Raw genomic sequence first — 23,616 nt, 5'->3', positions numbered from 1 at the left:
TTTGATTTTATCTGCTAATTTTAAGTTAGCAGACTACTCTGCTTAATTAATCTTATTAGTGATCGCCATTTTTTCAGTTAATAAATGGTTATCTATCAACCCGCTACTTATGAAGTAGTGAAAGTAAGTTTTTAGTAAGTTTTTGTCTAACATAGGACAAACAATTTCAGTATTTACTAGCCCCTTCATAGTGTTTTGATAATCGATTTTTGGTTCTTCAGAGTTTTCTATTGTAGTTTTGGGTACAATATCTGATAAGAATTTTAAGTTGTCTGTGTCAGACATTTTACTATGGTGTGAAATTTCTGAATGCCATTGCTCTAAAGGAATTAGTTGCAAAGAATAACCTAAAGAGCGAATTAATTTAAACAAATGATTGAGTGGAGTGGAGTTAGGATTGACCAGATGAAATGCTTTTCCTAATGATTCTTTTTGACGTGAAAGATAAACAATAGTTTTGCTCACATAGTCCACAGGAGTCAAGTTATCTTCTATATCAATATCTGGAGCCATTTTCATTTGTAAACAACCTTTGACTAGCCTACAAAATAAATCCTCTGTGTTACTAATCCCAGTTTGGCTGTGTCCTGTTATCCTTGATGCTCTGTAAATAGAAACAGGAAGTCCTAAGTCACGGGCTTGCATTAGTAGTTTCTCTGCTACCCATTTGCTTTGGATATAGCCATTTTCTAGGGCTTCATATTGTTCAAGCGGATCTGATTCTAGAATTAATCCATCTTCATTTTGAGTAGATGCTGATAATACAGATGTCGTTGAGACAAAATGCAAAGGTTTGATTTTAATTTCGCTGGCTAATCGGATAATTTCTTGAGTTCCAAGTACATTGGCGGCTTTTAAAACAGAGTAAGGATAGATGAGATTGACCAAAGCACCACAGTGATAGATGACATCTATCTGACTAGCTAACTGTTGAAATTGTGATGTGGAAAGACCTAGATGGTTTTTCGTTAAATCTCCAACCACAGGAATGATGCGATGGGCTATGCTTGGCTGGCTGCGATCGCTATTCACTCCTTCCCAGAGTTGATAGAATTTAAGCTGACTTTCCAGTTTCTGTTTTGCCTGTTCTACATTGGTAGCGCGAATTAAGCAATAAATATCAGCTTGAGTTTGTTGTAGGAGTTCATGCAGTAAATGAATCCCTAGAAAACCTGTTACTCCCGTTAAAAAGATTCGTTTGGGCTGGTTGATGAACTCAAAAGGCGTGCTGGAAATGTCGATGTTTGAATCTAGGACAGCTTCTGCCTTTAAATTGATGATACTTGCAGTAGTAATTGTGTCTGTCTGGGTTGTTTGTAAGCTATCGACTCCTTGGGCGAGTTCTGCAACTGTAGGGTTCTCAAACAGGTAACGTAGGGGTAACTCTAGTTGCAAAGCCTCTCTCAACAGTGACATTACATGGATAGCACGTAAGGAATTTCCACCCATTTCAAAAAAGTTGTTGTGAATGCCTAGCTGTGTAATTCCTAAAACACTACTCCAGATATCTGCTATCAGCTTTTGTGTTGGAGTATTAGGTAAAACAAGGTCGGTTAAGTTAATGTCTTGCTGTGGAGCTGGTAGTGCGCGACGGTCAATTTTTCCATTAGCATTAAGTGGCAATGACTCTAGCATCACAAACGCTGTGGGGATCATGTAGTTTGGCAGCTTTTGTTTTAAAAAGCTTTGTAATTGATTTTGGTTTAAGGATGGGTTACTAGAGACAACATAACCAACTAACTGCTTCTGCCCTTTATCTTCTCTTAGTATTACAGCCTGTGCAATGACATCAGGATGTTGAAGTAAGAGACTCTCAATTTCTCCAAGTGCAATCCGAAAACCTCGTATTTTTACTACATCATCAATCCGTCCAAAGCATTCAATGTTACCATCAGGCAGATAACGTCCTACATCACCTGTTTTGTACAAGCGTGGCGATTTGGCATCCTTAAACGGGTTAGGAATAAATTTTTCCTGGGTTAATTCTGGGCGGTTGAGATATCCTCTGGCTAAACGCACGCCGCCAATGTGGATTTCCCCTCTGATGCCAACGGGTACTGGCTGGAGGTTACGGTCGAGGATGAATATTTGTGTATTCGCAATGGGACGACCAATCAGGACTTTATTAGTTTTTGATGATTTGGGATGTAGCAAATCGTGGACTACGGCTGTTACCGATGCTTCGGTGGGGCCGTAAACGTTGAGGCAGGTAATGCGTTCACCTCCGGTGGGCGGAACGCCATCGCTTACCAACTCCCGCCACATAGTAACTGTTTCTGGTAGCACTGTATCCCCACCCACAGCTACTAAGCGTAAACATTGCGGCACAGTTGCATAGAATTGCGAGACTGCCACTACCCATTCATGCCAATAGGCTGGGGTGATATTTAAGACAGTCAGTTTTTGTTGCTCGATAAATTCGGCAAAACTGGCAAAGGAAGAAAACATTTGTACAGGTCTGACGACCACAGTTCCGCCTGTATACCAAGTGGGGAAGATTTCTTCGGCTGCGACATCAAAGCAAAAGGAAGCAAATTGCAAAACGCGATCGCTGTTATTCAGTCCAAATACTTCACTAATAGCACTACTATGATTCACCAATGCAGCATGAGTCAGCATCACCCCTTTAGGTTTGCCAGTAGAACCAGAAGTGTACAATATACAAGCTAAGTTTTCTGGTCTTACCTCACTCACCAAATTGTCTTGACTTTGAGAAGTGAGCATCTCAAACTCTCTGTCTAAGACGATGACTTTCACCCCTTCGACTGGCAAGGAGTTGAGTAATTTCTGCTGTGTAATCAGTACCGAGAATTGTGAGTCCTCTGATATGTAAGCTAATCGTTGCTGGGGATAATCAGGGTCGAGGGGAACATAACCGCCGCCAGCTTTGAGGACAGCTAACAATGTCACAATAATAGATAGCGATCGCTCTAAATAAATCCCTACCAAAACCTCTGGCCCCACACCCAAAGATTGCAGGTAATGTGCTAATTGATTCGCTTGGGCATTTAACTCTTGATAAGTCAGTTGCTCATTATCAAAAACCACTGCTACAGCATCGGGTGTCAGTTCTGCCTGCTGCTCAAATAATTGATGCAGACATTTATCCCAAGGATAATCTGCCTGAGTATCATTCCAGTCAACTAATATCTGCTGTTGCTCAGATTGTGTCAACAAAGGCAATTGGTCAATGCGCTCTTGGGGATTACTAACAACTGCTTCCAGCAGAGTGACAAAATGACCAGTCATCCGCTCGATGGTGCTATGGTCAAACAAATCAGTGTTGTATTCCCACACACCCACCAGTCCACCAGCAGTGTTCTGCATTGATAAAGTTAAATCAAATGCAGCCGTTACAGCTTTGAGTGGCACTGAACTCACGGTTAACCCGTTTAAATCCAACTCAGACGCAGACGCATTCTGAAGCACGAACATCACTTGGAACAGTGGTGTATGGGCTAGATCCCGTTCTGGTTGCAATGCTTCTACCAGCATTTCAAAAGGCAAATTCTGATGAGTATATGCCCCCATTGCCATTTCTCGCACACGACCCAGCAATTCACTAAAGCGCGGATTACCTGCTAAGTTAGTACGCATCACTAAGGTATTGACAAAAACGCCAATTAACCCTTCTATTTCCGAGCGATCGCGGTTAGCAATGGGAGAACCCACCAAAATATCTGATTGTCCGGTGTAGCGGTAAAGCAGAGTGTCATAAGCTGCCAACAAGGTCATAAATAAGGTGACACCTTGCTCCTGGCTGAGTTTAACCAATTTATTAGTTAATTCAACTGAGAGGGCAAACTCTTGATGTGCGCCTGCGACAGTCTGTACAGCCGGTCTTGGGCGGTCAGTTGGTAATGACAATACAGATGGTGCATCCTTGAGTTGCTGTTGCCAATAACTCAGTTGGTTTTGCAGAATATCTCCTTGCAACCAGCCTCTCTGCCAAATCGCAAAATCTGCGTACTGAATTGGCAGTGGTGCTAAAGGTGATGGTTGACCTTGAGAATAAGCATTATAGAGTTGCGTTAGTTCAGAGACAAAAACACCAATTGACCAACCATCAGAGACAATGTGGTGCATACACACTAACAAGACTTGTTCTGTCTGGTTCAGTAATACTAATGTCGCTCTAATTAATGCTTGTCTTGCCAGGTCAAATGGTTCAATGAGTTGTTGTTGCGCTAATTGTTGTACGGCTATTTCTTGTTCAGTAGTTGGCAGATGTTGGCAGTCAACAATTGATAGTGTCCAATTGGTTTGTGTTTGAATAACTTGAGTTGCTTGTCCATCAACTGTGATGAAGTTAGTACGTAAAGCTTCGTGGCGATGAATAATTTCTTGTAAGCTTTGCTCTAACGCTGCAACCTGGAGTTTCCCTACTAGACGCAAAGCAGTAGGTATATTGTATAAGACACTGTTCGGCTCGAATTGGTCTAAAAACCACAAACGCTGTTGAGCAAAAGACATTGGTAAGTCTGAATTCTCTGCTCTTGGTAAGATAGGCGGTGCAGAGAGTTCTAAACTTTCTTGCTGTAACTGCCCAATTATATGCGCTAATTCGCCAACTGTAGGGGCAGTAAACAACTCATACAATGGTATTTCTACTTTAAAAACGTTGCGGATGCGTGAAACCAGTTGTGTTGCTAGTAGTGAGTGTCCCCCCAATTCAAAGAAATTATCATGAATACCCACTGGCGCTACTTTCAGCACTTGCGCCCAAATTTGGGCTAACAGTTCTTCAATTGGGGTGCGTGGGGCAACATATGTATCTGAGTTAGTGCTTTGTAAATCCGGTGCAGGTAAAGCACGGCGGTCTACCTTACCGCTAGGAGTTAGTGGTAAAGACTCCATAATCACAAAAGCCGTGGGAACCATGTATTCTGGCAACTTGGCTTTCAGGAATTGCCGCAGTTCGCCAACTGTGGGTGTACACTCCTGATGTGCTACCACATATGCAACTAAGCGTTTATCACCCCTGATATCTTCACGGACGATGACACAACAGCCCTCCACATCCTCAAACTGGCTCAGTGCTGCTTCCACCTCGCCCAACTCAATACGAAAACCGCGTATTTTTACTTGTGAGTCAATGCGTCCCAAGTATTCAATATTGCCATCTAGTAAATAGCGGGCTAAGTCTCCAGTTTTGTAGAGACGACCAGCACCAAAAGGATTATTGATGAATCTTTCCTGTGTCAATTCTGGACGGTTGAGGTAGCCTCTAGCCAAAGCGACACCACCGATGTACAACTCTCCAGGCACACCGACGGGGACAGGCTGTAAATTTTTATCTAAAATATGAATCTGTGTATTGGCAATTGGCTTTCCAATTGGAGGCAGTAGCGGCCATGTCTCTACTGAGTTAGGCAGGGTAAAAGTGACGACCACATGACTTTCAGATGGGCCATAATGATTGTGCAGAGTACAATCGCCTAGTTTGCTGAACCATTGAGAAATCGCAGGCGTAATCTGCAACTGTTCGCCAGCAGTAATGATTTCTCGAAGATGACTAGCAACTTTTTCACTACCAACGGCTACTTCCGCTAGTTGCTGTAAGGCGACGAAGGGAACAAACAGTCTCTCCACAGCTTTTTCTTGCAGAAATCCTAATAAAGCCAAGGCATCACGGCGCAATTGCTCTGTAATTAACAGCAATGTGCCTCCAGAAAACCAAGTAGAGAACATTTCTTGGAAGGAGACATCAAAGCTGATGGGAGCAAATTGTAGTGTTTTTGCACCACTAGAATGTTTTGTATTTTGCAGTTGCCACAGAATCAGGTTGCACAAAGGAAGCTGAGTCATTGCCACTCCTTTGGGCTTACCTGTAGAGCCAGAGGTATAAATTACGTAAACCAAGTTATTAGCTTGTACACCGGAGATAAGATTGTCCTGACTCGACTGGGAAATCTCTTGAGTGTCAGTATCTAAACAAATAAGTGTTGCCTTGTCTCCCCTGCTCCCCTTCGGGTTCGCCAGTCCCCCATCGTGACGGAGACCGCCAAGACGGGGGCTGGTCTCACCTGCTCCCTGCCCCCCTGCTTCTTCCCACTGGGGCAATCTGTCCAGGAGTGACTGCTGGGTTAGCAAAACTGAAACTTGAGCATCTTCTAACATGAAAGCCAAACGCTCAGTAGGATATTCTGGATCAAGTGGCAGGTATGCACCACCAGCTTTGAGAATACCTAACAGTCCTACAACCATTTCTAAAGAACGCTCAACACAAATACCCACCAGCACATCGGGTTTCACACCCAAAGACTTGAGGTAGTGCGCTAACTGATTAGCACGACAATTTAATTCATGGTAAGTCAGTTGTTGGTTGCCAAACACCACAGCTACAGCATTAGGTGTACGCTCTACCTGCTCCTCAAACAACTGATGGATACACTTATCTTGGGGATAGTCTACAAAAGTATCATTCCAGTCAATTAACAACTTTTGTTGCTCAACTGCTGTTAGCAGTGGCAATTGCCAAATTCGCTCTTTGGGGTTGGTAACAATTCCCGTCAGCAATGTTTGGAAATGTCCTAACAAACGAGCGATCGCTCCATCATCAAATCGGCTAGTATCATAGCTAATCCTCACCAGCAATTCCTGACCAGGAACCACCATTACTGTTAGAGGATAATTGGTTTGTTCAATGGCGTGAAGATTGTCTATCGAGAAACCGTAATTGTTTTTCTGTGCTGCCTCATCAACTGGATAATTATCGAAGACAACAAGACTCTCAAACAAAGGTGTTCCTCTCTTGACATCACTCAGACCTTGAATATCTACCAAAGAACTGTATGAGTATTGCTCAGACTCAACTTGCTGTGTCTGCAAATCTTTTAACAGAGTCAACACTTCCGTCTCAGCAGCAACCTGAACTCGTACTGGCAAGGTGTTAATAAATAGTCCTACCATCGACTCTACACCAATCAAAGATGGCGGACGGCAGGACACAGTAGCACCAAAAACTACATCTGTTTCTTGACTGTAGCGAGACAGCAATAATGCCCAAGCTCCTTGCACTAAATTATTCATCGTCAGTTGATGCTGTCGTGCAAAAGTCTGTAAGGCGGCTGTCGCTTCTGGTGTCAGTTGAATTTTTTGTTCGCTGTAACTAGAATCTAACTGTTTGCGGTTTGATGATGGTTTATCAACTACTAAAGGAGTGGGTGCAGTAAGACCTTGGAGTTTTTCTCGCCAAAATTCTTTAGCTTGGGCTAGGTCTTGTTGCTGTAGCCAAGCAATATAGTTGCGGTAGCTTTGAGCTGGTTGAAGTGTCTTAGTTTCTCCTTGAGAAATTGCTTGATAAAAATCCAATAAGTCTTGGAAAATCAAAGGCCCTGACCAACCATCAAGCAATAAGTGATGGAAATTCCAAACGAATTGATAACTATCTGCACCTAATTGAATGAGGCTGAGGTGCATCAATGGTGCTTGCGAAAGTTGGAAGCCTTGTTGTCGCTGTGACTGCAATAAGAATTCTAATTTCTGTTGCTGTTCTTGTGCAGATAGCGATCGCCAATCATAAGTTTGTACTTTAACATCAACTTGCCGATACACTACTTGCAGTGGTTGATCTAATTGCTCCCAAATAAAAGCAGTCCGCAAAATTGAATGTCTTGCTACGACTTGCTGCCAAGCTTGCTCAAAAGCTGGTAGATTCAACTCACCACTCAAGGTATAAATCAACTGCTCAAAATATGCCTGAGAATCAGGAGCATACAAACTCTCAAACAGCATCCCCTCTTGCATCGGCGAGAGTGGGTAAATATCTTCAATATTTCTCCAGTTAGTTTTGCCTAAACTTGTCAAAATTTGGTCTAGTTCTGGCTGCTTGAGCTTCACTAACGGGAAATCTGAAGGTGTATAACCTCCACTCTCCGGTGATGAGCAATGAGCAATGAGGCTCTGCAATGTCTTGACAAATTCTTGTGCCAGACTCTCGATTGTAGCGTGCTGGTGGAAATTTGTGCTGTAAGTCCACTCTATTCGCAATTGTTCTCCAGCAATAATACTGTCAATCTCTAGCAGATAAGCGCGGTTGTTCTGTAAACCGTGCATTTTCCCCGCCGACTCGGTAGCTGGCTGCATCCAAGAAGTTGTATTAACAAGTTGATCGAATTGACCCAAATAATTAAAACTGATTTGGGCTTGCGGTAGTGCCTGTAGTTGGTTAGAAATTTCTGTATCTTGACTCAGATAGCGCAATAAGCCGTAGCCAATTCCTTTATTAGGAATAGCCCGTAATTGTTCTTTGACAGATTTTAAAGTATCTGCTGGATTGTCTGTGGCTGGGAGTTCTACAACTACAGGGAAGATAGTTGTAAACCAACCGATGGTACGTGATATATCCACACCATCAACGATATCTTCTCGCCCATGACCTTCTAAGTTAAACAGCACACTCTGAGAGTTAGTCCATCTGCTCAAAACCAACGCTAAGGCAGTCACTAGTACATCGTTAATTTGAGTGTTGTAAGCTTTTGGCACATCGTGCAGCAAGGCATGAGTTTCCGCCTCACTTAAAGAAAATAATACTGTGTTAGCTGCGGCAACAGTGTTTGCTCCTTTTATATAGTCAACTGGGATGGGTGGAACTGCGGCGCGAGATTCATTGAGCCAATAAGCTACTTCCGATTTGAGGGCTTGTGATTTTGCATATTCTGTTAATTTAAAAGACCAATCTTTGAAGGAAGTTGTTTTAGCTGGAAGTGTAATGGCTTTACCTTGAGCAAGTTGCTGGTATGCTGTTTGCAAATCTTCTAATAAAATCCGCCAAGAAACACCATCAACTGCTAAGTGGTGGATAATGATGAGTAATCGCGCTCTTTTGTCAATACCTAGATAGAAAAAGGCGACTTGCACTAGATTTTCTAAGAGATTTAAACTCGCCTGTGATAAATTCCCTTGAGCTTCAATGGCAGCTTGTTGTTCACTTTCTGGAATTGCCGATAAGTCTATGTAAGAGAAAGCAACGCTATCATTCGGAGCAGAGTAAATCTGCTGCCAAGTAGAGTCAGACTTGGTAAAACGTAAACGCAGAGCATCGTGATGTACTAGCAATTGCTGGAAGGCTTGCTTTAATAGCTCCGGCTTGAGGTCAGAGGGAACTGAGAGCAGAAATGCTTGATTAAAGTGATGCGGCTGGGAGAGATTTTGCTCAAAGAACCAATGTTGAACGGGGGTTAGAGGTAATGTGCCTGTGGCTAATTCCTGCTTTACCTCGATCGCCTTAATTGTACCTGCTACTGCTGCCAACTGTGCGATCGCCTGATGTGCAAATAGTTGTTTAAGAGTTAGTTGCAGCCCTGCAAGCTTTGCTTTGGCGAGAATTTGGATGCTGAGGATGGAATCTCCACCGAGTTCAAAGAAGTTATCGTAAATACCTACTTGCTTGACTCTTAGCACTTCTGCCCAAATCTGCACTAATATTTCTTCGGTTTGGTTACGTGGAGCAACAAAACTGTCTTCCAGTCCCTCACGAGAATCTGGTGCTGGTAAAGCGCGACGGTTTACTTTGCCGTTGGGAGTCAGAGGCAACGACTCTAGCATCACAAAAGCATGAGGTATCATGTATTGTGGCAGTTGACTAGAGAGGAACGCTCTCAACTGGCTGATTGTAGGTGAATAATTTTGATGTGCAACTACGTAAGCAACTAAGCGTTTATCACCGGGATTATCTTCGCGGGCGATGACAGAACATATCTGCACACTTTCATGTTGGCTCAGTGCAGCTTCAATTTCTCCCAACTCAATGCGGAAGCCCCGGATTTTTACTTGATTATCAATTCGTCCTAAGTATTCGATATTACCATCTGGTAAGTAGCTTCCCAAGTCTCCGGTTTTGTAGAGACGACCCGCACCAAAGGGATTAGTGATGAATCTTTCCTGAGTTAATTCGGTACGGTTGAGGTAGCCTCTGGCTAACCCAACACCACCAATGTGTAATTCTCCTGGTACACCCACAGGTACGGGTTGCAAATACTCGTCTAAAATGTAGACTTGGACGTTAGCGATTGCACGACCAATAGTTATTTTCTCATCTTCATTGTATTTGGAAATTGTGGCACAGACACTAGCTTCCGTCGGCCCATAAGCATTGAAGAAATTTCTGCCCACAGACCATTGCCTGATTAATTCCGCCGGACAAGCTTCTCCAGCGACAATGATTGTTTGCAGTGCAGGCAGTTCTTCCACTGGCATTACTGCTAACGCCGATGGTGGTAGGGTGATATGAGTAATGCCATGATTGCGGAATTGCTCAAGTAATGGCTTCCCTGGCATCAGAGAATCTTTTGTTCCCAAGTAAAGCGTTGCACCAGACCCCAAAGCCATCAAAATTTCTGATATGCAGGCATCAAAACTGAAGGAGGCAAACTGAAGAACGCGGCTATCAGAGTGTACGCCAAAAGTTTGAATCTGAGCTTGAGCTAGGTTACATAGTCCCCTATGCTCAACCATCACACCTTTTGGTCTACCTGTTGAGCCGGAGGTATAAATGAGATTAGCTAAATTAAAAGCTGTGACTCCACTCGCTGGGTTATCTTGACTGTTTTGGGCAATTTGTGACCAGAGTTCATCTAAACAAATAAGCTTTACTTGATGCTGAGGGAGTTTGTCAATGAGTCGCTCTTGAGTTAACAGTATCGAAACTTGAGAATCTTCTAACATGAAGCTCAAGCGGTCTTGGGGATACTCTGAGTCTAGTGGCAGATATGCACCACCAGCTTTCAGAATACCAAGTAGAGCGGTAATCATGTCGAGCGATCGCTCTACACAAATACCCACCAACACATCTGGTTTTACACCCAATGAGCGCAAGTAATGAGCTAACTGATTAGCGTGACAATTCAATTGATAATAGGTGAGTTGTTGATTCTCAAACACCACTGCTACTGCATCCGGTGTTTTCTCAACCTGTTCCTCAAATAACTGATGGATACACTTATCAAAAGGATAGTCTGCTTGGGTATCATTCCACTCGACTAACAATTGATGCCGTTCTGAGGGGGTTAATAAAGGTAATTCCCCAACTTTCTGATGAGGGTCTGTAACTATTGCTGCTAACAAAGTCTGGAAATGACTTATCATCCAGGCAATTGTCTCTGCCGCAAACACATCGCTGTTATATTCCCACGAGCCAATTAATCCCTGTTGTGTCTGCCACATTGAGAGGCTCAAATCAAATTTAGACGTACCTCGTTCTACCATCTGTGGAGTCAGAGTAACACCAGGTAACTCTAAAGTATCGAGGGAGAAATTTTCTAGAACAAACAACACCTGAAACAGAGGGTTATAGCCAAGAGAACGTTCCGGCTGTAGTGCTTCTACCACTTGCTCAAATGGGATGTCTTGATTTGCGTAGGCATCCCAGACAACAGAACGGACTTTTTCGAGTAACTGGGAAAAACTAGGATTCCCGGCAATCTGGGTACGCAGCACCAATGTATTGACAAAAAAGCCAATTAGTGAATTAGTTTCTTGGCGATCGCGGTTAGCAAAAGGCGAACCAATGCAAAGGTCATCCTGACCACTGTAACGATGCAGTAAAACGGCAAAAGCTGTCAGCAGGGTCATGAACAAAGTGACACCTGACTTTTGGCTGAGGGCTACCAGTTCAGAGGTTAAATGCTCGTCAATTTGAAATTCTATAGTAGCACCAGCAAACGTCTGTTCTGGAGGATGAGGATAATCTGTTGGTAACTCCAACAAAGGCGGTGCGCCTGCTAACTGTTGTTTCCAGTAGCCGAGTTGTTTTTCTTGAACTTCTTGAGTTAACCATTGACGTTGCCAGACAGCAAAATCAGCGTATTGTATCGTTAACTCTGGTAAGGAACTCGCTTGTCCTTGAGTAAAAGCTGGATATAGTGCTGCTAATTCTTTGAAGAATATCCCTATTGACCAACCATCTATGATGATGTGGTGCATGGTTAATATCAACAAATGGGATTCTGGTTGTTGTCGCAGTAGAGTGGCTCGAACTAAAGGATCTGTCTCCAGGTCAAAGGGCTGGCTAACTTCCTGGGTGACTATCTGTTTTACTAAAGCTTCTGTGAAGTCCTGCACATTTACCACAGGTATGGTGATAGTTAAACCCGGTCTAATTACCTGAACAGGAACACCATCGACCGTAGGAAAGTTAGTCCGTAAGGCTTCATGACGGCGAATAATTTCGTTGATACTTTGTTCTAAGGCCGTGACAGAGAGCTTACCAACAATTCGCAGTTGGAAACTTTCATTGTAAAATGAGCTTTTTCTATCCAATTGATCAAGAAACCACATCCTCTGCTGGGCAAAAGATAAAGGCAAATCTTTATCTCTAGAAACTGGAACTAAGGGAACAGAAATTAATTGTGTTGCTGTTTGAGCTTCTTGGAGAAAAGCCAGGATTTCTGTTTTCCTTTCCTTGAGTTCCTGTTTTATTTCTGCTGTCATTGCTCCTTTAGGAGCGCGATAGCGTAACTGACCATCTTCAATCCAGATTTTGATATCTAAAGTATTTAATAAAGATAAAAATTCAAATATAGCCATTTTATAAATAATCCTCTTCGTATTCTTCTTCGAGTGTTTCAATAAAGGAATTATTACTTTGGGTTACTGTTTGAATTGCTGCAATAGTCTGAGCTAAACCTGCAATAGTAGGTGCTTTAAACAAACGCTGGAGAGACAATTCTATAGAGAAATCTTCGCGTAACCGCGCAATTATTTGACCAGCTAGTAAAGAATTTCCTCCTAACTCGAAAAAGTTGTCGTAAATGCCTAAAAGTGGAACTCTCAGAACTTGTTGCCAACATTGAGCAATTTTAAACTCTATGTCGTTGCGTGGTTCTATCCGCTCCCTAATTTCCTGAGAGTTAATTTTACTAATTAGGCTGGCGCGGTCAATTTCGCCGTTTTCCAAACAAGGCATTTCAGGCAATTGTACTAAGTTGCAAGTACAATAAGTCCCAAAGCGGTCTTGTACTTGCAAATCTGGTAATTGAACCTCGTGACTACTGGCAGTGAAATAAGCAGTTAACTTTTGTAAATTAAAAAATTGAGACTGCCAACGTTGAATGTTTTGGTTGCTACCATCCAAACCTATCAATAGATTTGTTTGTTGATGTTGTAAGCCAGCCAGCATTGAAGATATTGCTTGAGAAGCAGACATCACATAGAAACCTTTGGCGCGGATCAGATTCTTCATCTGATATCCTTGGCTCATCCCTGTTTCATCCCACATACTCCAACTAAAACAATAGCTTGCTAATTCAGTTTGGGCATTTTGGTAATGAGAAAAACAGTCTAAAAAACTATTGGCAGCAGCATAAGCACCAACAGCAGTACTACCAAAAAAACCGTGTGCCGAAGAAAAGTTAATAAAAATACTGCTCTTATGATCTTTTACCAATTGATGCAAAGCCCAAGCACCCAAAACCTTGGGACGTAGTATAGCTGTTAAGCTTTCCTGAGTCTCATCAAGTACAAGTTGCTCATGAAAAGTTCCAGCTAAATGAAGTATCCCATCCAGATTTTTACCCCATTTATTTTGGGCTTCCTCAACAATTATTTGCAACTGTTTAAAATCACAAATATCAACAGCTTCGTAAATCACTTCTCCCCCAAACTGCTGTAATTCTTGATAAAGTTTTATGCGTCTTTCTGGAGTTAAAGGAGTTCTGCCAACTAACAGTAATCTAGCTTGGTAATCTTTCAGCAAATATCGCGCAATTTCAATACCAATACCACCGAGTCCTCCTGTAATTAAATAAGTACCACCTTGCTTGAAGCTAATTGAGGATTTATGTAGGTTGGAAAAATCAACTTTTTCTAAACGAGGAACAAAACGCTGCCCATTTCTGTAAGCTACCTCTCGTTCTTTAGAGGAAACTTGTATCTCTTTTAAGATAAAAGCTCCATTTGTCTCAGCTTCAGCGAAAGGCAAATCTATATGGCGACAGTTCAACCAAGGCAATTCTTGAGGAATTGTTTTCAATAGCCCTAATACTGCTGATTTCTCATAAGCTATGGGATCCTCTGACGTAATAGCTTGAATATGAGAAGAAATAAATAATAATTGAACAGAATGATCAACACCCTGAACTTTGGCTAAAGCTTGAGTCAAAAATAATAAACTGTATATTCCATTTTCTTGTGTTTGTTCGAGAGCATTAAGGCTTTTGACTTCGCCAATGTATTGGTCATAAGTCCATAAGTGAAGAATCTGCCCAATGATAATATTATCTGCTGCTAGAGATTCGAGTAAAAGTTGGTAATCTTTGGATTGTCCTGGGGTAATTGTGTAGTGTGAACGATTTATTTTTCGGAAATCTTCTCCGGGTGAAACAGTTATGTATGGCAGATTATGTTCTGACAATTTTTGACATAAATAAGAACCTAAACCGCGGGAATCTAGAAATACTAAGGTGAAATTAGTAACAGTTAAAGCCGAAGTAAAATTAAGAGTATTTTTGGGTTGCCATACTTGGCGGTAGAACCAGTTAGGAATTGTCTTGGCATTACCTAGTAATATATCAATGTGTTTAATAATTGATTGAAATTCGCCTGCATTGAATCGCTGGCTGAGTTGCGATCGCTGAATTTTTCCAATAGCAGTTTTCGGAATAATTTCTTTATTGACTAGAATTAAATAATCTGGATTTATACCTACTTTGTTGACAACCGCAGTACGAATTTCTCTAAGCAGAGCTACTAAACTAGCATCATCAGCAACAGCAGTATTGAAAAATATAGCTAATTTATCAGTATTGATTCCTGGTTGTCTGACTGCACAGGCGGCTGTATAAGAAACTTCTACATTTTTCAGTTCTTCAACGGCTGCTTCGATTTCGTGACAGTAGTAGTTGAGTCCATTGATGATAATGACATCTTTCTGTCGTCCGGTAATCGTTAAACGCCCTTGATTGAGATATCCCAAATCTCCTGTATTAAACCAACCATCGGCAGTAAAAACTTCTTGGTTTGCTTGAGAATTTTGATAGTAACCGCTGGTAACAGATTCACCTTTTACTTGTAAACGACCGATTGTACCTTCTGTAACTATCTGTTCGTTTTCATCAACAATCCGCAATGAAGCACCAGCAATTGGTAAACCTAACTCGACAAATGAAGTGTCATCCGATGAAGATTCCAGGGAAAAACTATCAGAGTAGGTGATACCAGAAGAAGTTTCACACATCCCAAAGGCTGGATGAATAGCATTAGTTGGTAAACCGTGACGACTCAGCAGTTTTAAGAAATTCCTTGCTGTTTTCGTGACAATCGGCTCCCCAGCATTGATCACAAACTTCATTGATGATAAATTCCAGTTCTTTTGATTGATATCAGAAGCGCGATCGCAGATTAGGGAAAATGCAAAGTTAGGGGCCCAATTAATCGTTGCTTGATGCTTGTCAATTAAATCTAGCCACTTGAGTGGATTCTGCACAATCAAGTCAGTGGGTACATGGATTTGTTGGCAACCTAAACTCACAGCCATAATACTCAGAGATACCAATGCACCAACATGATCTAAAGGCATCCAGTTTAAAACGCTTTCCTGGCTAGAGAAATGACCCATTAAAATTAAGCCAGTCGTCATACTCAATATGTTGCGGTGATTGAGCATCACACACTTGGGTATACCAGTGCTTCCAGAGGTCAAAAATAAAATTGCTAAATCTTCTGGCTGACTTTGATATAATTGCAAATCTGGTTCGCACTCACGCAACTTATCAATAGTTGCAATTTGAAAGTTTTCTAAGTTTAACAGCCTGAAAAAATCATCAATGTTGGAAGCTAAAGAAACACTGGTCAGTACTAGGGGTTTCTCCAGCATTTGCCAAGTATTTTGTAATTTGCTGGCGGTACTATTGTCTGGCTCATAAATTGGGGCTATAGATACTGGTACAGGAACAAAGCCCCCTAGCACGCAAGCCCAAAAACCACTCAAGAAATCTTGATCATCTTCTAGTTGAAAAATTACTTTGTCTTGAGGTTTGAGTCCCTTTTTTCTCAGTCCGGCTAAAATTCGTTGAGCATCTTGCAATAATTCTCGATAAGACTGAACTTGCTCATGTCCCTCAGATTGAATGTAAATAATACCTTTATTTGAAATTTCAGCAGCTCGTTGCAATACTTCCACTAAAGTTTGAGGAGCATCTTTAGAGTATTGGAGTGGTTCACCGTGACTAATGGCTAACTTTTTTGACAAAGAATAATTTTTGTTTTCTGTTGTCTGATTATGTGTGATTGCTTGTATTTCTTGGTTCTTTTCATAGAGAGTTACTTGAGTCTCACCTAGTAAATCATCCAAATGTAGAGGCGGAATATTGTTAACAATAGGTTCGACAACGACAGCAATACGCTCAATTTCTGACAATGACTCTAATTGCCCTTCTATGCAACGTACTAAGTCAGAGTCAATAACTTCTAATTTGGCTAGAGTGGCTTCATCTACTAAACCTGTATCTGTTATCGGTATTGTGGAGATTGGTACAAATAATGTAGGTATTAATTCGCTAGGCAGAATTGTTTGCAGATAAGACAACAATTGCTCTAGTACGAATACAACTGAAGGAACTATATAAGCAACTAATTCCTGTTTTCGCTTTTGTGTTTGTCTTTCTCTAACTACACAATCATCTACAGTCAAACTCGACCGAATAGCAACTTCTATTTTTTGGTATGGAAAATTTTTATCACTTGAGGCTGCTAAAATTTGACTATGATTATTTAACTGCATTAGCTTTAATATCCTTATAGGAATCCGATTTGATTACTGAACATCCTTGTATAGGTAGGCAACTCTTAACAGAGAATGGGGAACAGATAAGAGGAAAATTATATGTGTACTGATTTTTTCAAAAATCAAATATGAGTCCTATATTAATATTTGTTATTCATAAATTAAAAATTTTTCTAATTTAAAAATGTTATTTTTATTTATCTATTGTTTTTCAATATTATCCAACAGATAGATGATCTCAGTTTTATCAATAAAATGCAATAGTAGTTAAGACAGTTAAGAAAACAATTCAGTTAGTTAGATAGACAGTTAAAACATTTAAGAAGACAGTTAAGACATTTAAGATATTTAAGAAGACAGTTAAGACAGTTAAGACATTTAAGGGGATAGTAAAAATAAAAAATTAGAATTTACGCACAAAGATTGGCCGTTGAGACTGGGTATAGATTTGAAAAATGATTACTACAGATGTACGTTAGATTGAGGAACGTAGACTTAGCTTTCCCGGAAAGTAACTCAAAAGCTTAAAAACTTGTATGCGTTAGGTTTCACTTCGTTTAACCCAACCTACGCATCTGTCACATTCTGTTATTAAATTGGTATAATTTATAACAAATTGGGTAAGGACTTACGCCGCAAGCCCTTACTGTTGCACAGATTTCATTAAACTCTCACCCATTGTGCGATCGCTACACCAATTAAAAAAAATCATACAACTTTTCAGTCTATGGAATGTAATATTATCAAATTGCTGAACAGTTAATTTTTTCGTGGTTTATTATATTCTTTGAAATACTCGTTATCAAACTCAACTTGAGAGATTTATTTATGTCCACAGTACTTGCTTATCTTGAAGATACTTATAAATTTACTGATAAGGCTCACGTTGAGTATATTGCCAATGATGAGCGAGGTAATTATTGTGTACTCGATAGTACTATATTTTATCCGCAAGGTGGTGGTCAGCCTTCAGATGTAGGCACTATTGAAGTTAAAGGAGTTAAGCTTGCTATCACTTTCGTAAGCTTTGTAGATGGAGAAGTTCGTCATTATGGAGACTTTTCATCTGTTTCTTTAGAGAAAGGCGAAGAAGTAACTTTGTATGTTGATGAAGCCCGTCGTATACAAAATGCTAAGGCTCATACAGCAGGACATCTTATGTACACCATAGTCGAATCTCTGGATAAAAATTTAATTGCAGTTAAAGGATATCATTTTCCTGATGGTTCTTATGTAGAGTTTCAAGGAAGTTCTTCATTTGAAAATACGGAAACATTTCTTGCTGAAGTTAATAAAAAAATTAGCGAAGCTTTAAATCAAACTACTAGTGTAGAAGCTTCACTAATTACACCAGAAGAATTAGCAGCGCGTTGGTCTAATATTCCCAGTAATTTACCTCCGGGAAAACCTTTGAGAGTTGTGACAGTTGGCAATCTTCATCCAACTCCATGCGGCGGAACTCATTTAAAATCACTTAATGAATTAAAAAGTGTAGTAATTACTAAAGCCAAGCGTCAAAAAGGAAATCTCAAAGTCAGTTATAAATTTGATTAAGGTTATGCTTTTTATTACTCGGTCAAAACTTTGGCTTTGTTGTTTGTAATGGTTGCATCTTGCTATTAATTTCTGAAATCTTGTCACATTAATGGCATAAATTATTTGATGTAGCGCATCTGTCTAGCCTGCGCCACATCAAAGCATTTACGACCAAAAAACTAAATTTCCTCCCGGCATTTGTCCAATAAAAGAACTAATTGTTATACGTTCTCCAATACCTGGTAAGACTTCATGAAAATTACGGCTGTTGAAGATAACTAAATCTCCTATGAGTGGAATATTGTGTTTTACTTCTGAGTTAGCCACTAAGGAAGAATCGTAGCCATACGAACCAGGAATTTTATATTTTTCATCTTCAGGCTGCCACTGGCGGTTGTAGACTTTGCAAATACCACCTTGGCTAGGTGCTTTGATATAGACATTCCACACTAACTGTGAAGTAATATTTCCTATGCTCCAATTTGGGGCATCTAACCCTGCAAAGTCTATGTGTAACAAGGCAATATTAATCTGACGTATCAAACCAGCAAAATAATTTCCATAGTTTTCATTTTCGTAAGCAATTTCTACTTTACTTGATACATGCTGGCGCAGAATTGTCGCCAAACGTTTTAATGGATCAAAAGCTAAAGCAGTTACTTGATTATAAGTTTTACTAGCTTTTTTAACTGCATCGAAATATCCTGACTTATCCCTATTTATATATTCAAATTGGGTAATTCCAATTCTTCCTATTGGTGGTTCTACATTTCTATAAAAATCAAACCCAACTTTTTCAATTGCTAAGGTTAATTTGTGGCATTCTTCAACTGAAGCAAAGTTAGAAATCCGAATTGATGGAATCTCATTTCTCAGCAATGCTTGAAAATTTTTAGAGTTAATTTCGCAGTCATTTAAGGTTTGCCACTGGGTTGTTTTCAGCATATAAATTTCTCCTTGATAGCTTATAATTTAAGTTATTGTAGGAATCGAAAATGATAGAAAATTTGAATGTGGGTTCTTGATTAAAAAAGATTATTTACTCTGGAAAATAACCTTTTATTTAATATTTAGTTTGTCAAAAAATTGGCATTAATAGCCATCGAAAATAAGAGTGGAGCCTGAACTCTTCCACCGCATAATTATTCTTTAATTAAAAAAAATAAATATTTTACTGTTTTACAAAAGGTGATTTATCTTTCAGACTTATGGTTAGTAGCCACTAAACCCTCACCCATTTCAATACTTTGCTATCTTTGTCATATCGATAGGTAACGCCGTCTCTAGTGGTGATAGGTTCTCCTTTGCTGGCCTTACTTCTAATAGTCTTAATGGAATAGTATGTTAATTCGCTCATTTCCTTATGAGAAAGTCTCTCAGTTGTTTCTTGTTGGGTCAAAATATCTAATTCATTTTGAGATTCATTATTAGATGTGATTTGAACATTTTCTGGAGAATTGTGAACTATATTTTTTTGATTGCGGTAATCTTGGACAGTCACAAGTTGCCAGCTAGAGTCATGTGAAAGTTCCAAAACCCATTGATGATAATCAAATAAACTTTCTCGATGTCCAACGCTAATAAATGTTGTTTTTGTCTCTTTTAACTGTTGATATAAACTTGCTTCGTTTTTCAAATCCAAGGCACTTGTGGCTTCATCTAAGATAGTGAATCTTGGATGAGTTATTAACAGCCGTGCGAAAGCTAGGCGTTGTTGTTCTCCAAGCGATAATATGTTCTCCCAAGGAACTTCAGTATCAAAACCTTCAACTCGACTGAGCAAGTTTTGCAGGTTTACTTGTTGCAAAACTGTTTTGATTTCTGCATCGGTCATTTGACGATTAGTTTTGGGGTAGAGTAACTGTTCGCGCAAAGTTCCCAAAATGATATAGGGACGTTGGGGTAAAAATAAGACTTCTTCTAAGGGAGGCCGCACCAAACGACCAGTTCCCGAATTCCACAAACCCGCGATCGCTCTCAGTAGAGAACTTTTCCCTCTACCACTAGGGCCGACAATTAATAAGCCTTCTCCAGGTTGAACAGAAACAGACAAATTTTCGACAATTACCTGCTCATAGTTGGGTGTTTGTAAAGTGACATTCTCAAAAGCAAATTGGTTTTCTTCTATTGTTTTAATAGTATTGACGTTTTCTGGCTGTTTAATTACTTCCTCTAAAGCATCTGAAAATTCTGATAAACGCTCAACGTAACTAGAAAATCGCCCAGAAACACCAAATTCACGGATTAATTCTTCTAATGCGGCTGCAAACTGATAGCTGGCTGTAGTGGCTTGTCCAACTTGTCCAAAATCAATGTCACCTTTAATATATAAAGGTGCGAGTACTAAGAGCATACCAAGTTCAATAGCACCTCGATATCCTCTGTTAAAAATTGCCTGATTTCTCTCCCAACCAATCTTGCGTTTAATATTGTTTACCAGAATTAGAAATCGGCGTTGAATTATATTTAATTCTTGTTGTTCTCCTTGATAAAAAGCTATAGACTCAGCATGATTTCGCACATGAGTTAGAGCATAACTATAATCGCCTTTAGATTCGAGTTCTGCCTGATTAATTTTAATATATTCTTGATTTAAGTAAACACCAATGAAATTACAGATAATAGTATAAATAATGATAACAACAGCTATTTGTTGGGAAATTGACCAGATAATTACTAAAAAAGTCATCATTTCCAATGCTTTTTCTAAGAAAGTAGCTGAAAAGTTGATAGCACTACTCGTAATCGGTTCAATTTCTTGAGATAAGCGTTGATCTGGGTTATCTATATCGGCTTTAAAGTTGATTTTGTAATAAGCACGCTTACTCAAATATTTATTTAATGTATTCTTTTCGAGCCATTGATACCAATCAAGAGAAATTTGTCTTCTGGTAAATTTATTAAATCCAATTAAAAGCGTTATTGCAATAATTCCAACAGCATAAATTGAGATAGTAGAAGTAAATTTAGAAGCATCTTTTTCTTGAATAATGACATCGATTAGGTAGCGATGAATAAAGGTATTGCCAGCATTTATACCTACATATGAAATTATTAATAATAAGAGTAAAATAAGCATTCCCCAGGCACGAATTACGTCAGAGAATGCTCTTTCTCCTGGCTTTGTGGGATACCAATAAGGCCCAGCGATCGCTTTGACATTTTCCCAAAATTGCAAAAATTCTGAAAAAGGATTTGTTGTCGGTTTAGATTGAATAACTTGGGTTGTCATATTTGATAAATAAACTGGAAAATTCTTAAATTAGATTAATACTTTTTCTTGTTGAATAATCAACAAGAATGACCGAATAACAAATCCCATTCACAACTACTTTTCTAAAACATATTACCTAGTTGTTGAGTGCGGCTCAAAGCAGTCAGCACTGCATTAGCAATCACAGTTCGCAACCCACCTTTTTCTAACTCGTAAAGGCCAGCAGCAGTCACTCCCCCAGGACTCGTTACTTTGTTGCGTAAGACGGCTGGATGTTCGTCAGTTTGAGACATCAGTTCTACACTGCCAGCAATCGTATGTAAGGTTAATTCTTGGGCTTGTATGCGAGTTAAACCCATCTGTACCCCAGCATCAATCATCGCTTCGATATACAGATAGATAAACCCAGTTCCCGCGCTACTTAATGCTGTTGCCATATCAAGGTAATGTTCGTTTTGAGTAACAAATTCCTTACCTAAAGCTTGTAGAATAACTTGTGTCTGCGATCGCTGTACCTCAGTCACACTTGATGATGCACTCCATACCGTAGTCCCATGACCAACTTGCACTGCAATATTGGGCATAGTGCGAACAACAGCAGCATGATTTAACCCTTCACACAGCGATGCAATACCTACTCCACCGATAATACTAATTACTAATACATCAGGTGAAATCTTACCTTTCAACATAGCCATAACAGAGGCTAACACCTGTGGTTTCACCGCCAACACAATAATAGATGCGCCTTGTAGAGCTTCTATGTTAGAAGTTGTAGTACGTACTCCATATTCCTTCTCTAAATGAAGGCATCGAGTAGAAAGTGGGTCGCTAACAACAATTAGTTCAGGTTTTTGCACAACCTTCGTTGATAATAATCTACTAATTATCATTTCGCCCATCGTTCCACCGCCGATAAAGGCAATTTGTAAATTTCCCAGCATATTCTCTTCCTTATTCATTTAATATATTTTTATCCTCAAGTTAAATTAGGCTGAATTACAGCTTTTAATACAGAACCTTGCTCTACATCTGCTAGGGCTTGATTAATTTCTTCTAAAGTATATGAACGGCTAATTATGCTTGACCAATCAACATTTTTTCTGGAACTGCTATGACGTTTTAATAATTCAATCATTCTATAAAAATGGCTAAAATCAATTCCCCAAGTTCCGCGAATATCTATATGTTTTAAATTAATTTCTAAATGTGGATTGATGAGAATCTCACCTGTATTGGTGTAATGTCCTACAATCACATAACGACCTCCATTTCTCGTTATATTCAAGCCCTCTTTGACCGCAATGGGAACACCTGTGGCTTCTATGGTCACATCAGCACCATGTCCCTGCGTCAATTCCAAAACTCGCTCCAGATGTTGTTTTGGGTTATCGGCGTTAATTGCAAGAGTTTCATCTACACCAAAGGATTTGGCAACTGCTAATCGACTCTCAAATTTATCAATAACAATGACTTTACCTGCACCTGAGAGCAAAGCCAGAATTGCCGCACTCAAACCCACAGGGCCGCAACCTTGCACTACAACAACATCACCAATTTGAATCTGCGCTCTATCAATAGCGTGGAGTGCAGTGGGTAAAGCACATCCGCCAGCAATGAACTGTTTTGGTGAGACTTCTTCTGGTAAAGTTAGAACCTTTACTCCTGGTTTGAGGTAGACCAGTTGAGACCAGCCCCCCAACAATCCCTCATTGGCTGAGTAGGTGACACCATAAACCTTGCGTTGGGGACAGCGAGTGGATGCTTTGGCTACTAGACAATACCAGCAGTTGTAACAAGTTTCGTGGACATCCAAAAAAGTGGCGATCGCCCCAGGTTGAATTAATTTACCATTGACATCAGTAACTTTTCCCCCTGTTTCCACCACACGACCGACTGAAAAGTGACCGGGGATAATTGGATAAGGGACTCCCTCTAAATGTCCACGCAGTAGATGTACATCAGTTCCACAAACCTCACTATATAAGGTTTCAATAATGATTCCACCCTTTTCTAGAATCGGGTCTGGTAATTGTTGCACTGTAACTGGCTTATTGGGTGCAGTCATCACAGCTGCTAAGGGCATGAATGATTACCTCACTATATTTGGGCAGGGAGCGGGGAGCGGGGAGCAGGGAGCAGG

General features: G+C 40.1%; 7 protein-coding genes. 1 reads left to right on the top strand and 6 read right to left on the bottom strand.

Going from position 1 to position 23,616, the window contains the following annotated elements; all coding sequences use genetic code 11:
• Positions 1-42: 42 nt before the first annotated feature.
• Both ACMX3D_RS20655 and ACMX3D_RS20650 read right to left on the bottom strand, forming a co-directional pair.
• Complete coding sequence (locus ACMX3D_RS20655) at positions 43-12,528, bottom strand: amino acid adenylation domain-containing protein (protein WP_482747708.1); 12,486 nt, start codon at positions 12,526-12,528, stop codon at positions 43-45.
• A gap of 1 nt (position 12,529) precedes the next feature.
• Positions 12,530-16,720, bottom strand: a complete 4,191-nt coding sequence (locus tag ACMX3D_RS20650) for an SDR family NAD(P)-dependent oxidoreductase (protein ID WP_482747707.1) — start codon at positions 16,718-16,720, stop codon at positions 12,530-12,532.
• A gap of 831 nt (positions 16,721-17,551) precedes the next feature.
• On the opposite strand from ACMX3D_RS20650, the gene ACMX3D_RS20645 reads away from it, so the two are divergent.
• Positions 17,552-18,277 (top strand): alanine--tRNA ligase-related protein, encoded by a 726-nt coding sequence (locus tag ACMX3D_RS20645; protein WP_482747706.1) that lies wholly within the window; start codon positions 17,552-17,554, stop codon positions 18,275-18,277.
• 147 nt (positions 18,278-18,424) lie between these two features.
• On the opposite strand, the gene ACMX3D_RS20640 is transcribed toward ACMX3D_RS20645, so the two are convergent.
• From ACMX3D_RS20640 to ACMX3D_RS20625, 4 genes are all read right to left on the bottom strand, one after another.
• Positions 18,425-19,204: a 2OG-Fe(II)-dependent halogenase WelO5 family protein gene (locus ACMX3D_RS20640; RefSeq protein WP_482747705.1), complete on the bottom strand. Its 780-nt coding sequence runs from the start codon at positions 19,202-19,204 to the stop codon at positions 18,425-18,427.
• A 277-nt stretch (positions 19,205-19,481) separates the two neighbouring features.
• On the bottom strand, positions 19,482-21,491 hold the full coding sequence (locus ACMX3D_RS20635; protein ID WP_482747704.1) for an ABC transporter ATP-binding protein/permease: 2,010 nt from the start codon (positions 21,489-21,491) through the stop codon (positions 19,482-19,484).
• 104 nt (positions 21,492-21,595) lie between these two features.
• On the bottom strand, positions 21,596-22,417 hold the full coding sequence (gene proC / locus ACMX3D_RS20630) for a pyrroline-5-carboxylate reductase (RefSeq protein WP_482752390.1): 822 nt from the start codon (positions 22,415-22,417) through the stop codon (positions 21,596-21,598).
• 35 nt (positions 22,418-22,452) lie between these two features.
• Positions 22,453-23,559, bottom strand: a complete 1,107-nt coding sequence (locus tag ACMX3D_RS20625) for a zinc-binding dehydrogenase (protein WP_482747703.1) — start codon at positions 23,557-23,559, stop codon at positions 22,453-22,455.
• Between the last annotated feature and the right edge of the window lie 57 nt (positions 23,560-23,616).

Source organism: Anabaena sp. TISTR 8404 (assembly GCF_056847745.1).
This window is presented reverse-complemented; position numbering and strand designations above follow the sequence as displayed.